Origin of the sequence: Kitasatospora sp. NPDC092039 (assembly GCF_044756065.1) — a bacterium.
GTDB lineage: Bacteria > Actinomycetota > Actinomycetes > Streptomycetales > Streptomycetaceae > Kitasatospora.
The window spans coordinates 98829-112521 of record NZ_JBIVSD010000020.1; the positions used below are offsets into that span (position 1 = coordinate 98829).

At 72.3% G+C, this 13693-nt stretch carries 14 protein-coding genes; 7 read left to right on the forward strand and 7 right to left on the reverse strand.

The genetic code is table 11. From position 1 onward, the window contains the following. Positions 1-98 precede the first annotated feature (98 nt). The 4 genes from ACIQI7_RS31540 (at position 99) to ACIQI7_RS31555 (ending at position 4403) form a co-directional block, all read left to right on the forward strand. Positions 99-1004: a glutamate ABC transporter substrate-binding protein gene (locus ACIQI7_RS31540; protein WP_401116704.1), complete on the forward strand. Its 906-nt coding sequence runs from the start codon at positions 99-101 to the stop codon at positions 1002-1004. 53 nt (positions 1005-1057) lie between these two features. Next, positions 1058-1708 carry an amino acid ABC transporter permease gene (locus ACIQI7_RS31545; RefSeq protein WP_401116706.1) on the forward strand — a complete coding sequence of 217 codons (651 nt, stop codon included), beginning with the start codon at positions 1058-1060 and terminating at the stop codon, positions 1706-1708. Next, a complete protein-coding gene (locus tag ACIQI7_RS31550) occupies positions 1705-2553 on the forward strand; it encodes an amino acid ABC transporter permease (protein WP_401116708.1) in 849 nt (282 codons plus the stop codon). The genes ACIQI7_RS31545 and ACIQI7_RS31550 overlap by 4 nt, the downstream gene beginning before the upstream one ends. Before the next feature lie 122 nt (positions 2554-2675). Next, the gene (locus ACIQI7_RS31555; protein WP_401116710.1) at positions 2676-4403 is read left to right on the forward strand and encodes an FAD-dependent monooxygenase; all 1728 of its coding nucleotides are present in this window, start codon (positions 2676-2678) and stop codon (positions 4401-4403) included. 57 nt (positions 4404-4460) lie between these two features. Here ACIQI7_RS31555 and recX read toward each other — a convergent pair whose 3' ends face one another. The 6 genes from recX to ACIQI7_RS31585 form a co-directional block, all read right to left on the reverse strand. Then, the gene (recX, locus tag ACIQI7_RS31560) at positions 4461-5150 is read right to left on the reverse strand and encodes a recombination regulator RecX (protein WP_401116830.1); all 690 of its coding nucleotides are present in this window, start codon (positions 5148-5150) and stop codon (positions 4461-4463) included. Between the two features lie 322 nt (positions 5151-5472). Next, on the reverse strand, positions 5473-6597 hold the full coding sequence (gene recA, locus ACIQI7_RS31565; protein WP_387759444.1) for a recombinase RecA: 1125 nt from the start codon (positions 6595-6597) through the stop codon (positions 5473-5475). 198 nt (positions 6598-6795) lie between these two features. Continuing rightward, on the reverse strand, positions 6796-8025 hold the full coding sequence (locus tag ACIQI7_RS31570) for an AI-2E family transporter (RefSeq protein ID WP_401116713.1): 1230 nt from the start codon (positions 8023-8025) through the stop codon (positions 6796-6798). 36 nt (positions 8026-8061) lie between these two features. Then, on the reverse strand, positions 8062-8256 hold the full coding sequence (locus ACIQI7_RS31575; RefSeq protein ID WP_387759440.1) for a DUF3046 domain-containing protein: 195 nt from the start codon (positions 8254-8256) through the stop codon (positions 8062-8064). Further along, complete coding sequence (locus ACIQI7_RS31580; protein ID WP_401116715.1) at positions 8253-8837, reverse strand: GNAT family N-acetyltransferase; 585 nt, start codon at positions 8835-8837, stop codon at positions 8253-8255. The genes ACIQI7_RS31575 and ACIQI7_RS31580 overlap by 4 nt, the downstream gene beginning before the upstream one ends. Positions 8838-9193: 356 nt before the next feature. Then, on the reverse strand, positions 9194-9421 hold the full coding sequence (locus ACIQI7_RS31585; protein ID WP_401116717.1) for a DUF3263 domain-containing protein: 228 nt from the start codon (positions 9419-9421) through the stop codon (positions 9194-9196). A gap of 101 nt (positions 9422-9522) precedes the next feature. Here ACIQI7_RS31585 and ACIQI7_RS31590 point away from each other — a divergent pair, with 101 nt between their 5' ends. Beyond that, complete coding sequence (locus tag ACIQI7_RS31590; protein WP_387760513.1) at positions 9523-9873, forward strand: cupin domain-containing protein; 351 nt, start codon at positions 9523-9525, stop codon at positions 9871-9873. 50 nt (positions 9874-9923) lie between these two features. Here ACIQI7_RS31590 and ACIQI7_RS31595 read toward each other — a convergent pair whose 3' ends face one another. Beyond that, positions 9924-11204 (reverse strand): extracellular solute-binding protein, encoded by a 1281-nt coding sequence (locus tag ACIQI7_RS31595; protein ID WP_401116720.1) that lies wholly within the window; start codon positions 11202-11204, stop codon positions 9924-9926. 304 nt (positions 11205-11508) lie between these two features. Between ACIQI7_RS31595 and ACIQI7_RS31600 the strand changes: the two genes are divergently transcribed. Next, on the forward strand, positions 11509-12456 hold the full coding sequence (locus ACIQI7_RS31600; protein ID WP_387760511.1) for an ROK family protein: 948 nt from the start codon (positions 11509-11511) through the stop codon (positions 12454-12456). Further along, positions 12453-13634 carry an N-acetylglucosamine-6-phosphate deacetylase gene (gene nagA / locus ACIQI7_RS31605; RefSeq protein ID WP_401116723.1) on the forward strand — a complete coding sequence of 394 codons (1182 nt, stop codon included), beginning with the start codon at positions 12453-12455 and terminating at the stop codon, positions 13632-13634. Before ACIQI7_RS31600 ends, nagA begins: the two co-directional genes overlap by 4 nt. Positions 13635-13693: the final 59 nt, after the last annotated feature.

The window sequence follows — 13693 nt, forward strand, 5'->3', positions numbered from 1 at the left end:
GGCCGCCGCCGGCAACGGCGCCGGCCGGCCCCGTCCGTGCACGCCTTCCAGACTCCAGAGCCCGGTTGACACCGCGGCCCACCCCCAGGAGAACCCTCATGAGGACGTCCCGCACCCTCGCCGTCGCGCTCTGTGCCGTCGCGCTCACCGCCACCGCCGCCTGCGGCAAGGACGGCACCCCCGGCTCCGCCGCCGCCAGCAGCGGCGCCAACGCCCCCGCGCTGCCGACCTACACGGTCAAGACCGACGTCAAGGTCGACTCCCCGGTCCTCGCCGAGGCCAAGAAGCGCGGCCAGCTGATCATCGGCGCCAAGGCCGACCAGCCGAACCTGGGCTGGGAGGACGTCGCCAGCGGCGACCGCAGCGGCTTCGACATCGAGATCGCCAAGATGATCGCCGCCGACCTCGGCTTCACCCCGCAGCAGATCAAGTGGCAGACCCTGGTCTCCTCGCAGCGCGAGCCGGCCATCGCCAAGGGCCAGATCGACTTCTACGTCGGCACCTACAGCATCAACGACGAGCGCAAGAAGTCCGTCTCGTTCGCCGGCCCGTACTACATCGCCGGCCAGGACCTGCTGGTGAAGGCCGACAACAGCTCGATCACCGGCGCGGAGAGCACCAGCGGCAAGAACGTCTGCACCGCCACCGGCTCGACCTCGATCAAGAACATCCAGCAGTACAACCCGAAGGTCACGCAGTTCGACACCTACTCGGCCTGCGTCGAGAAGCTGATGTCCGGCGAGGTCGACGCGGTCACCACCGACGACGCCATCCTCAAGGGCTACGCCTCCAAGTACGCCCCCAAGCTCAAGGTGGTCGGCAAGCCGTTCACCAAGGAGAACTACGGCGTCGGCCTCAACAAGGACGACAAGGCGCTGCGCGACGCGATCAGCGACGCCCTCAAGGCCCACGAGGACAACGGCGACTGGAAGAAGGCCTACGACGCGACCCTGGGCGCCTCCGGCTCCCCCGCGCCGGACGTCCCGGCCCTCGAGCGCTACTGATCCACCCGCCGTACGTCGGTTTCCCGACCATGAACTGAGAGGAGGGCCGCCGGATGGGGTTCCTGTTCGAGGAGGACAACTTCGCGTTGTTCCGCGACGGCTTCCTACAGACGATCGAAGTGAGCGCGCTCAGCGCTCTGCTCGCCCTGCTGCTGGGCACCCTGCTGGCGGCCTTCCGGGTCTCCCCGGTGCCGGTCCTGCGCGCCTTCGGCACCACCTGGGTGACGCTCTTCCGCAACACCCCGCTGACCCTGCTGTTCTTCGCCGTCACCTTCGGCCTGCCGCCGCTGGGCGTGCACTTCAGCCACCTGGTGTTCGCCGTGCTGGCGCTCGGCGGGTACACCGCCTCGTTCGTCTGCGAGGTGATCCGTTCCGGCATCAACACCGTGCCGCTCGGCCAGGCGGAGGCCGCCCGCAGCCTCGGCATGACGTTCGGCCAGACCCTCACCCTGGTCGTCCTGCCGCAGGCCGCCCGGACCGTCCTGGGCCCGATGAGCAGCGTGTTCATCGCCCTGCCCAGGAACTCCGCGATCGCCGGCGCGTTCAGCGTCTCCGAGCTGTACAGCGCCCAGCAGACCTTCTCCGAGCGCGGTTACTCGATCTTCGCCATCTTCTTCTGGGTGGCCTGCGCCTACCTGCTGATCAGCGCGACGGTCGCCACGTTCTTCCGCTTCCTGGAATCCCGACTGGCGGTGGCCCGATGAGCATTTTCCAGCGCCAGGCGTCGGCCAGCGTCCTCTACGACACCCCCGGCCCGCGGGCCCGCACCCGGTACCGCGCGTTCGGCGTCCTCTCGGTGCTCGCCATCGGCGGCCTCCTCTGGTATGTCTTCAGCGCGCTGAACGACAACGGCCAGTTCGACGCCGGCCTCTGGGACGCCTTCCAGTACACCTTCGTCCAGCAGCAGATCGTGGACGGCCTGGTCTCCACCCTGGAGGCCTTCGGCCTGGCCGCGCTGTTCTCGCTCGCCCTGGGATCGCTTCTGGCGGCCGGTCAGCTCTCCGACCACCGACCGGTCCGCTGGGCCTGCACGGCCTTCACCCAGTTCTTCCGGGCGATGCCGCTGCTGATCCTGATCGTCGGGCTCTACTACGCGTTCTTCGCCCAGCAGCCGATGTGGGCGCTGGTGCTCGGCCTCACCCTCTACAACGGGGCGGTCCAGGCCGAGATCATCCGCAGCGGCGTCAACGCCGTCCCGCGCGGCCAGGGCGAGGCGGCCTACGGGCTCGGCATGCGCAAGACCCAGGTGATGACGTCGATCCTGGTGCCGCAGGCCGTCCGCTCGATGCTGCCCTCGATGATCGGCCAGCTGGTCGTCACCCTCAAGGACACCTCGCTCGGCTTCATCATCACCTACCACGAGCTGCTGTTCGTCGGAAAGAAGATCGCCAGCCAGCCGCTCAACGCCGCGGGCTTCCCCTACATCCCCGTGGTGCTGGTGATCGGCCCGATCTACATCGCGATGTGCCTGCTGCTGACCGCGCTCGCACGCTGGATCGAAGCACGCGGCCGTCGCGGCGCGAACCGGCGCACTTCAGCTTCTGCTTGACGGACACGCAGGCGAACTGTTGCATTGCTCTTCGTGACACCTCCCGGGAGCATCCACGCGGCATATGCGGCAGCGGTAACTGACGCCGGCCGATCGGCCGGTTCGTGTCCGGAGGTTCCGTCATGGACCCGGTGATCGTGGTCGGGGCCGGACCGGTCGGTCTGGCCCTGGCCCTCACCCTCGCCCGGCACGAGGTGCCCACCATCGTCCTGGACGAGGGCTCCGGGCTCTGCCCCGAGGGCCCGCGCAGTCTGGTGCTCGGCGCCGACACCGCCGCCTTCCTGACCCGGATCGGCTACCCGCGGGCCGTCTCGGACTCCGCGCTGTGGGACTCCTTCGCCATCTGGCGCCGCCGCCAGGAGGTGCTGCGGATCGACCTCACCGACTCGCCCACCTTCCACCTGCCCCAGCACCGCCTCCAGCGCGGGCTGCGGGACGCCCTGACCGGGACCCCGCTGATCAGGCTCGTCCCGCTCAGCCGGGTCGTCGAGCTCGAACAGGACCGGGACGGCGTCAGCGTCCGCACCACCGGCACCCAGGACGGCTCCACCACCTGGTGGCGCGGCAGCCACCTGGTCGGCTGCGACGGCGCCAGATCCATGGTCCGCAGGCTCCTGAAGATCCGTTTCCCCGGCCGCCCGGCGGTCGACCGCAACGCCATCGCCACCGTCCGGGTCGACCTGCCCTTCGACGGCGCCCGGCTGCACCGCGAGCCCCCGTGGCGGGGCGACCGCGAGGCCTCCGCCCGTCCGCTGCCGGACGGCGTCTGGCGGCTCGACTGGCGGCTGCCACCCGGCCGGCCCGCCGCCACCGAGACCGTCGACCCGCACGCCACCTGGCCCGGCATCGTCACCGGCGACACCCTGCTCACCCGGGTCACCGCCACCCTCACCGGCTGGTGCGGCGAGCTGCCCCGCTTCGAACTGCTGGCCGCCGCCGACCACACTGCGCAGCAGCGGCTCGCCGCCCGCTTCCGGGTCGGCCGCTGCTTCCTGGCCGGCGACGCCGCCCACCTACACGGCGCGCTCGGCATGCAGAACCTCACGGACGGGCTGCGCGACGCCGACAACCTCGCCTGGCGGCTGGCCCTCGCCTGGCACCTCCACTCCGGCGGACCGCAGCCCGGCGGCTCGCTGCTGGACGGCTACGAGGCCGAGCGGCGCGGGGCGGTCGGCGCCCGGCTGCGCGCGGTCGACCAGTCCATGCCGCTGCTGCGCCCGCTGCGCGGCTGGCAGCAGACCCGGCGCTCCCTGCTGGTCGGCGGCTTCCGCAAGCACGCCCCGCTGCTCGCCGACGGCCAGCTCGGCACCGGCCGGTTCGGCGGCGCCCCCGCCTACCCGGCGGCGCCCTCCGGCGTGCCCGGCCGGGTCCCGGTGCAGCGCGGCGCGCGCGGCACCACCTCGCTCAGCGAACTGCTGCCCGCCACCGCCCCCGGCGTGCTCGTCCCGGACCTCCCGGTGCTCGCGGACGACGGCACCCCCGACCACCTGCACGCCCGGCTCGGCACCGCCTTCCTGCTGCTGCTGGTCGCCCCCGGCACCGCCGTCTGGTCCTCCGAGCACTGGCTCGGCGCCGGGCTGATGCCCCGCCTCGCCGAGGTCGCCGCCGCACTGCCCGTCCCGGCCGAGGTGCTGGTCACCGAGGACTACCCGGGCGCCGGGCCGCACACCGTCCTGCTGATCCGCCCGGACGGCCACCTGGTCGGCGTCACCCAGGGCGCCGTCGCCGAGGACCTGCTCGCCCTCGCCGACCGCGCCCGCGGCGGCCCGGCCACGCTCACCCCGGCACCCGACCCGGCCGAGCAGCCCGCGCCCCAGCAGGTGGACACCCCCAGCCAGGGCGTCTCCTAAAGCTTGTTCCAGAAGGTCTGGTGCGGGGCTCAGCCCAGGACGCCTACAGAACGGCCACTACTCCCGACCCGACGGTTCACTCCGCTCCTCCTCCAGCGCGCTGCGCACCACCCGGAACGCCAGCCCCTCGGAGTAGCCGCGCCGGGCCAGCATCCCGACCAGCCGCCGGGTGCGCACCTGGGTGTCCAGCCCCCGGGTGGACCGCAGCTTGCGCTCGACCAGTGCGCGGGCCGCGTCCGTCTCGTCGTCGTGGTCGAGTCGGGCGACGGCCTGCTCGACCAGGTCGGCGGCGATGCCCTTGGTCCGCAGCTCCTGGGCCAGCGCCCGCCGGGACAGGCCGCGGACGGCGTGCCGGGACTCCACCCAGGCCGCGGCGAAGGCCGCGTCGTCGATCAGCCCGACCTCTTCGAGCCGGGTGAGCACCTCGTCGGCGACCTCGTCCGGGATCTCCCGCTTGCGCAGGGCGTCGGCGAGCTGCTTGCGGGACTTGGCGGCACCGGTCAGCAGCCGCAGGCAGATGTCCCGGGCGCGGGTCTCCGGATCGACCGACTCCTCGGCCTGCCTCCGGGAGGTACGGGCGGAGCCCTCCTCCCCGGACGGCCCGGCGGAACGGCCCCGGCGCGTGCCCCGACGGGATTCCGAGGCGGCCCCACTCCCGTGACCGGCCGCGCCGCCCCCGGCTCGGCCGCGCTCCGCCTCCGTCGCTGCCGGAGCGGGCCCGGCGGCCTCGAAGTCCTCGGCCGCCACGGCCGAGCGGCGCCGGCGACGGCCGGTGGGCAGTTCGGAGGCGGCGACCAGACCGAGTTCCTCGATCGAGGCCTCCGCCGGCCCCGGCCCGGGCGCCGCGCCGCGCACCGCCCGGGCCGGAGCCAGGTCGAACTCCGGCTCGGGGCCGGATGCCCATTGCGTGGTGGACCGGCGGCCGCGTCGGGAGCGCGTTCCCCGGGACCGCTCGGCCACCGGTTCCGGTTCGGGCTCCTCCGCGACCGCGGCGAACCAGTCCGGCGGCCCGTAGTCGTCGTCCTCCGGGCCCGCCGGGCCGCCCACCGTGTCGTGCTGCGTCAACGGCTCAGGCCTTGGCCGCCGCCGTCTTCTTCGCCGCGGCCGTCTTGGTGGCGGTCGCGGTGATCGGCTTGGCGGCGGCACCGTCGGTAGCGGCGACCGCGGCCTCGGCGCCGCCCTCGGCCGGCTCCTCCACCTTCGGGCCGATGCCCAGCTTGCCCTTGATCTTCCGCTCGATCTCGTCGGCGAGCTGCGGGTTGTCCCGCAGGAAGTTGCGGGCGTTCTCCTTGCCCTGGCCCAGCTGGTCGCCCTCGTAGGTGTACCAGGCGCCCGACTTGCGGATGAAGCCGTGCTCCACGCCCATGTCGATCAGGCCGCCCTCGCGGCTGATGCCCACGCCGTAGAGGATGTCGAACTCGGCCTGCTTGAACGGCGCGGCGACCTTGTTCTTGACCACCTTGACGCGGGTGCGGTTGCCGACCGCCTCGGTGCCGTCCTTCAGGGTCTCGATCCGGCGGATGTCGAGCCGGACCGAGGCGTAGAACTTCAGCGCCCGGCCACCGGTCGTGGTCTCCGGCGAACCGAACATCACGCCGATCTTCTCGCGCAGCTGGTTGATGAAGATCGCGGTGGTGTTCGACTGGTTCAGCGCACCGGCGATCTTGCGCAGCGCCTGGCTCATCAGTCGGGCCTGCAGACCGACGTGCGAGTCGCCCATCTCGCCCTCGATCTCGGCGCGCGGGACGAGCGCCGCGACCGAGTCGATGATCACCAGGTCGATCGCGCCGGAGCGGATCAGCATGTCGGTGATCTCCAGGGCCTGCTCACCGGTGTCCGGCTGGCTGACCAGCAGGGCGTCGGTGTCCACGCCGAGCTTCTTGGCGTACTCCGGGTCGAGCGCGTGCTCCGCGTCGACGAACGCGACCGTGCCGCCGGCCTTCTGGGCGTTGGCGGCCAGGTGCAGGGTCAGGGTCGTCTTGCCGGAGGACTCGGGGCCGTAGATCTCGATCACCCGGCCGCGCGGGATGCCGCCGACCCCGAGGGCGACGTCCAGGGCGGTGGACCCGGTGGAGATCACCTCGACCGGCTCGTTGGCCTTCTCGCCGAGGCGCATCACCGAGCCCTTGCCGAACTGCCGCTCGATCTGGGCGAGAGCGGTCTCTAGTGCCTTCTCGCGGTCCGTACCTGCCATGGCTTTTTCCCTCGGGTTCTGTGCTGTGCGCTTCATCGTCCTCGACGCTAGCGCGTCCCACTGACAAACGAGCCCGACCGGGCTCAGCCTGTGGAAAACTCTTGGCCGGAGAGTACAAAGAACATCTGTTCGATTCAAGCGTCGCACGTCCGCACGGTGCCGCCCCCGAGGACTCCCCTCGGGGGCGGCCGCCCCGGGTCACTCCCCGCGCCTTCCCCCGTCCCCGCCGACCATCCGGCGCAGCCGCCGGGCCGCCTCCCGGCGCAGCTCCCGGCGGGCCCGCCGCTGCTCGCCCCGGTCGATCCGCGGGTCGGTGGCCACCTCGTACCGCCGCACGTACGTCCCCACGAAGCCCTGGAGCGTCGCCGCCGCCGGGATCGCGATCACCGCGCCCACCGCGCCGAGCAGCGCCGCGCCCGCGATCACCGAGCCGAAGGCCAGCGCCGGGTGCACGTCCACGGTCCGCGCGGTGATCCGCGGCTGCAGCAGGTAGTTCTCGATCTGCTGGTACACCACCACGAAGCCCAGCACCCAGAGCGCGTCCACCGGCCGCACCGTCAGCGCCACCAGCACCGGCAGCGCCCCGGCCAGGTAGGTCCCGATGGTCGGCACGAACTGCGACATGACGCCCACCCAGACCGCCAGCGCCGCCGCGTACGGCAGGCCCAGCAGCTGGAACATCACCCAGTGCCCGACGGACGACACCACCGCGAGCAGCGCCCGCGAGTAGAGGTACCCGCCGGTCTTGGCGATCGCGATCTCCCAGGCCCGCAGCACCTCGCCCTGCTTGGCCGGCGGCAGCATCGAACAGACCGTCCGGCGCACCCGTGGGCCCTCGGCGGTGAAGTAGAAGGTGAACAGCCCGACCGTGAAGGCCTGGAAGAGCCCGCCGATCAGGGTGGAGGAGACGCCCCAGACGTTGTCGGCGGCCTGCTGGACGTAGTTCTCGATGGTGCCGGAATCCTTGAGCAACCGATTCTGCAACTCGCCCAGCGACAGGTCCTGGTGGAAGGTCCGGTTGATCCAGCCGATCAGGTTGTCGACCAGGTGGGGCAGGTCGCCGGCGATCTTCGCCACCTGGTCGACCAGCAGCGTGCCCAGCGCGGCGAGGAAGCCCACCAGCGCGACCAGGACCGCCACGAACACCAGGAAGGTCCCGACCCCCCGGCGCACCCCCCGCGCCGCCATCCGGTCCACGGCCGGCTCCAGCGCCAACGACAGGAAGAACGACACCAGCAGCATCACGAACAGGTCGATCAGCTGCCGGAACGCCCAGTCGGCGAGTTGGAACGCCCCCACCAGCACCAGGAACAGCACCATCGCCCGCGGCAGCCAGCGCGGCATCCCGCCGCCCCACAGCCCCCCGCCCGCCGGAGCACCGTCCGCACCCCGCTCGTCCGAATCCTTCTGTTCTGCGCTACTTGTCACCCGAACAGTCTGTCCCATGCCCCCGCGAGCCGGCACTCAGCGCAGCACGCCGGAGATCCCCTGGGTGTCACAGACCACGCGCCAGACGTCCTTGGCCTCCCAGCCCGACTCCAGCGCCTGCCGCACCGTCCGCCCGCCCAGCTCGCTCATCACGTGGTCGGTCGCGAACGACTCCGCGTACGCCTCGCCGAAGTGCGCGTACATCCGTCGCCAGAACTCCGTCAGCCTCATGCCCCAAGTATCCCGGACCGGGCCCGCCACTCCCCCGCCGTCACCGCGTACTCGACCTCCCCGTGCTCGCTCCCGGCGATCATCTCCGGGTAGTCCTCGTGGAACGTCCGGACGTACGACAACCCGCTCTTCTCCATCACCCGCCGCGAGCCCGCGTTCACCGCCATCGTGTACGCCACCACCCGCTCCACCCCCGCCTCCACGAACCCCCGCCGCACCAGCGCCCGCGCCCCCTCCGTCGCGTACCCGCGCCCCCACCCGGCCCGCCGCAACCGGTACCCGAGCTCGACCTCCCCACGCTCCCCCTCCCGCGTGGGCCGGAACTCGAACCACCCCAGGAACGCCCCGCCCACCCGCTCCTCCGCCGCCCACCAGCCCAGGTCCCCGTACCGCCGGTAGTGCTCCAGGTACTGCGGCAACAGCTCCCCCTCGACCCACTCCCGCGCACTCGGCCTCCCCCCGGTCAGGAACCGCATCACCTCCGGGTCCCCGTCCAACTCCACGAGCCGCTCCACGTCCCCCATCGTGAAACGCCGCAACACCAACCGCCCGGTCACCAGGAACACGCCCCCATCACTCATCCCACGATCCTCACCCCGCCGCCGCCACCCCGTCACCCCCATTTCCCCACCCCACCAGCCCCCAGCGGGCGCGCACGGCGAAAGCCCGCGCGCCCCGCACCCCCAGCAGGACAGCCCCCACCTCCCCCACCCACGCACCCCTCCCCCTCCCCAGCGAGAGGGACGCGCTGCGGAAGGGGGCGGCGCAGGGGGTGGGTGCGGAGAGGGGCGTGACGGGTGATTTTCAGACTGCCAACGCTCCCCAGCCCCCCACCCGCAGAACCGGCAGTCTGAAAATCATCCAGCCCCCGCAGCACCCACCCCCGGAGCCGCCCCCGGCCCCCCACCCTCCCGAAAGCCCGCACCCCAACCCGAACTCAACGCGCCTCCCGCCGCGCCTCCCGAACCCGCCGCAACCGATTCACCAGCACCGGCGCCTGCGCCAACGCCTCCTCCCGGTCCAGCAGAGCGTTCAGCACCTGGTAGTACCGCGTCGAGGAGAGCCCCAGCTCCTCCCGGATCGCCCGCTCCTTGGCCCCCGCCGTCCGCCACTGCCGCCCCTCCAGCGCCAGCACCGCCCGGTCCCGCTCGGTCAGCTCGCCCACCGGAAACCCTCCGTCCACCACTACGGAGTGTCATTCTCCCGCGCGACCCCGACACACACTGCTCGCCCCACCGTCCCCCGTCCCGGGCTACCGTCACCCCCATGACCACGCCCGGCTTCGCCCTGCACATCCCCACCGCCGACCTCGACCCCGACCCGCTCGACCCGTCCCAGATCGTCTCCGGCACCCCCGAGGTCTCCGGCAGGGTGCTGTCCGAGTCGGCCGACGGCCGCCACCTGCGCGGTCTGTGGCAGATCACCCCCGGCGTGGTCACCGACGTCGAGGCCGACGAGATGTTCGTGGTGCTCAGCGGCCGGGCCACCATCGCGATCGAGGGCGGCCCGACCCTGGAGGTCGGCCCCGGCGACTGCGGGGTCCTGCGTGAGGGCGACCGCACCACCTGGACGGTCCACGAGACCCTCCGCAAGGCCTACGCCATCACCCTCCCCTGACCCCTCCGCCCGGACCGGACTCCCTCCCCGCCCCGGTCCGGGCCCCGGTCCTACTTGCGGACCTTCGCCGCCTCCTTCACCGCCGCGTCCTGCAGCCCGCCGAGCACCTGCTTCGGGTCCCCCGTCACCGCCTGCCCGATCCCGGCCTTGATCTGGTTGCTGACCTCGCCCCAGGCCGGGTCCCCGAACGGGTAGAAGCTCGCGTTGGTCAGCCCGACCGCGAACTGCTTGAGGTCCTCGTGCTTGGGGTCCGACGACATCTGCCCGAACGCGTCCTGGGTGACCGGCAGGAGGTTGTACTGCTCGTCGAACTTCAGCTGGTTGTCCTTGTCGTAGACGAACGACAGGAACCTCTTGATCTCGTTCTTGTGCCCGTTCGCCTTGAACGCCATCATCCAGTCGGCGACCCCGAGGCTCCCGGTCCGCCCGACGCCGTCCTTCTTCGGGATCGGCGCCGTCCCGAAGTCGATCTTCCCGGCGGTCGCCATCCGCAGCAGCGTCGGATGCCCGTTCAGCATCGCGACCTTCCCGGCGGCGAAGTCCTGGAACACCGGGGTGCGGTTCATCTTGCCCGGTTCCGGGTACGTCAGCCCGGTGCCCACCAGGTTGCTCTTCAGCCAGTTGAAGGTGGCCTGGTTCTGGGGGCTGTCGATGGTGTAGTTGCCGACGTCGTCGGAGATGCTGCCGCCGCCGCTCAGCGTCCAGAGCATCGACTCGGCCGGCGCCTCCTCCGGCCCCAGCGGCAGCCCGTACGGGGTCACCCCCGGCACCTTGGCCTTGATCTTCTCCGCGTCCTGCCGCAGTTCGCTCCAGGTGGCCGGCGGCTGGGCGATCCCGGCCTGCCGGAACACCGCCTTGTTGTAGAAGAGCACCCGCGACGAGGACACGAACGGGATCCCGTACTGCGTCCCGAGCACCTGCCCGGCGTGCGCGAAGGTGTCCAGGAACCTGGCCTGGGTGTCCACCGAGAGCACGTCGGAGGCCGGGTACAGCCGGTCCGCCGCGACCTGGTCGGCGAAGCCGCCGGTCTGGAGCAGGTCCGGCGACTTCCCGGCCGCGATCATGTCCTCGACCTTCTTGCCGATCTCGGTCCAGCTGTCCACCTCGACGCTGACCTTGATCCCGGGGTTGGCCGCCTCGAAGTCCCTGGCGAGCGCGTCCCAGTAGCGCTTGGAGTTGGTCTCGGGGCTCTCCCCGTAGTCGGCCGCGACCAGCCTGAGGGTGACCGGTCCGCCGTCCTGCCCGCCGCAGGCGCTGACCGCGGTGAGCACCAGTGCTCCGGCCAGCGCACCGCCGAGCACACGGGTGGGAACGTGGACGCGCCTGTTCAACGCGGGTACCGCCTTCGGGGGGATGAACTTCGACCGGAACGGGGGATTCCGGCAGGGGGACGCGCAACACTGCCAAACCCGCCGACCACCGGTCCAACCCACCGGCCCGCGCCGCCCCAGGAGTTATCGAAGTGCCCGGAGTCATTGCACGATGCGCAACAGAATCCCCGTCCCCACCCTTCACGGACCCCGGCGCAAAGGCCCGCACACCGGCGCAGCTGCGACAAAGCTCACCCAGTATGGACCAGACCAATCCGACAACTGGACTAGACCTCTTCGACCCGCCCAAGGGAAACTGTCCTCCGTGAAGCACGTCATCGCACTCGATGTAGGCGGCACCGGCATGAAGGCCGCGCTGCTCGCCCAGGACGGCTCCGTGCTGTTCGAGGCACGCCGACCGACCGGGCGGGAGCACGGCACGGACGCCGTCGTCGCCGCCATCCTCGACTTCGCCACCGACCTGGCGGGCGAGGGCCGCAGCCGTTTCGGCGCCGCCCCGCTCGCGGCCGGTGTCGCCGTCCCGGGAACGATCGACGAGAGGAACGGCGTCGCGGTCTTCTCCGCCAACCTCGGCTGGCGGGACCTCCCGCTGCGCAAGCTCCTCGGCGAGCGCCTGGCCGCACCGGACGGCGGCGCGATGCCGGTGGCCCTCGGCCACGACGTGCGCTCCGGCGGCCTGGCCGAGGGCCGGCTCGGAGCCGGCCGCGGCGTCGACCGCTTCCTGTTCGTCGCCCTCGGCACCGGCATCGCCGGCGCCATCGGCATCGAGGGCCGGATCGAGGCCGGCGCGCACGGCTACGGCGGGGAGATCGGCCACGTCGTGGTCCGCCCCGGCGGGCCACGGTGCGGCTGCGGCGCCCGCGGCTGCCTGGAGACGCTGGCCTCCGCCTCCGCCGTCTCCCGAGCCTGGGCCGAGGCCAGTGGCGACCCCGACGCCGACGCGGCATCCTGCGCCGCCGCGGTGGACGCCGGGGACGACCGCGCCCTCGCGGTCTGGCAGCGGGCCGTCGACGCCCTGGCGGACGGCATCGTCCTGGCCCAGAGCCTGCTCGACCCGTCCACGGTGATCGTCGGCGGCGGGCTGGCCGAGGCCGGCGACACGCTCTTCACGCCGCTGCGCGCGGCGGTCACCGAGCGCCTGACCTTCCAGATGCCCCCGAAGGTCGTACCCGCCATGCTCAAAGACACCGCCGCGTCCCTGGGCGCGGGCCTGCTCGCCTGGGATCTGCTCTCCATGGAGGTGACCGCGTGACCACCGCGGACCGTGACCGTACTGCCCTGGCCGGTGCCCGACTGGTCCTGCCCGGCGGCGTCGTCGAGGGCGACCGCCTGACCGTCGAGGGCGAGCGCATCGCCGGTCTCGGCGGCGACACCGAGCCCGGCGACCTCGACCTGACCGGGTACACCGTCGTTCCCGGCTTCGTCGACCTGCACGTCCACGGCGGCGGCGGCGCCTCCTACGCCTCCGGCATCGCCGAGGAGGCGCTGCTGGCCGCCCGCACCCACCTGGAGCACGGCACCACCACCACGGTGGCCTCCACCGTCACCGGCGAGATCGACGAGGTCGCCCGCCAGGCGCACGTCCTCTCCGAACTCGTCGAGGACGGCGTCCTGGCCGGCATCCACTTCGAGGGCCCGTTCATCTCGCCGGGCCGCTGCGGCGCCCACCGTCCCGACCTGCTGCGCGAGCCCGACCCGGCGCTGGTGCGCAAGCTGGTCGACGCCGCCCGCGGCCACGCCAGGATGGTCACCCTGGCCCCCGAGCTGCCCGGCGGCCTGGACTCGGTGCGGATGCTCGCCGACCTCGGCGTGATCGCCGCCGTCGGCCACACCGACTCCGACTACGCCACCACCCTGGAGGCGATCGAGGCCGGCGCCACCGTCGCCACCCACCTGTTCAACGCCATGCCCGGCATCGCCCACCGCGCCCCCGGCCCGATCGTGGCGCTGCTGGAGGACGAGCGGGTCACCGTCGAGCTGATCAACGACGGCGTGCACCTGCACCCCTCGGTGCTGGACCTCGCCTACGGCACCGCCGGCGCGAACCGGGTCGCCCTGATCACCGACGCGATGGGCGCGGCCGGCATGGGCGACGGCCTCTACCCGCTCGGCCCGCTCCAGGTCGAGGTCAGGTCCGGGGTGGCCCGGCTGGTCGAGGGCGGCGCGATCGCCGGCTCCACCCTCACCCTGGACGTGGCGTTCAAGCGGTCGGTCACCGTCAACGGGCTGAGCCTGAACCAGACCGTCGAGTCGCTGTCCGCCACCCCGGCCCGGCTGCTCGGCCTGAGCGACTCGATCGGCTCGCTGGAGACCGGCAAGCTCGCCGACCTGGTCGTGGTCGACTCCGACGGCTACGACCTGGTCGCGGTGATGCGCCGCGGCCGCTGGGTCCTCGGCGGCGAGAGGTTCCCCACCGTCAAGTCCGCCTGAGCGACGCCGACGGCCGCCATCCCCCTGCGGGGACGGGCGGCCGTGGTGCGTCGGGGGGC